Raw genomic sequence first — 339 nt, 5'->3', positions numbered from 1 at the left:
CACTCATCGCCATTCTCGTCATTAAAGACTCCTGTTTTCACAATTGCAATGGCAGGATCTTGACAAAGCTCGATTATCGTTGGATCATCGTTGTCGATATCTGTACCCGAAAGATCTGTTACTGTACTTTGGTCTGGTGCAGTAGCCGTAGTCGTTGCTTGGTTTTCAACTTCGCCAGCATCAATGTCATCTTGTGTGATAACGTAGCTTGCTTCGTAAATCCAAGTTTCAGTTACATCTAACTCACCGTCGCCATCAGTGTCTCCACTTAATGGACCTGCTATTGGACCTCCTAATAATGGATCGTCAACAATTACATTCGATAGGCTTACATTTCCT

At 43.1% G+C, this 339-nt stretch carries 1 protein-coding gene; it reads right to left on the bottom strand.

The window, feature by feature from the left end; all coding sequences use genetic code 11:
• Positions 1–339 (bottom strand): DUF7507 domain-containing protein (locus tag QPK98_RS15630; RefSeq protein ID WP_435373110.1); only part of this gene is annotated, 339 nt, incomplete at both ends.

This window comes from Aequorivita marina, assembly GCF_031631895.2.
GTDB classification, from domain to species: Bacteria; Bacteroidota; Bacteroidia; order Flavobacteriales; family Flavobacteriaceae; genus Aequorivita; species Aequorivita marina.
The sequence above is the reverse complement of the archived record's forward strand: the minus strand, read 5'-3'. Positions and strand labels throughout refer to the sequence as shown.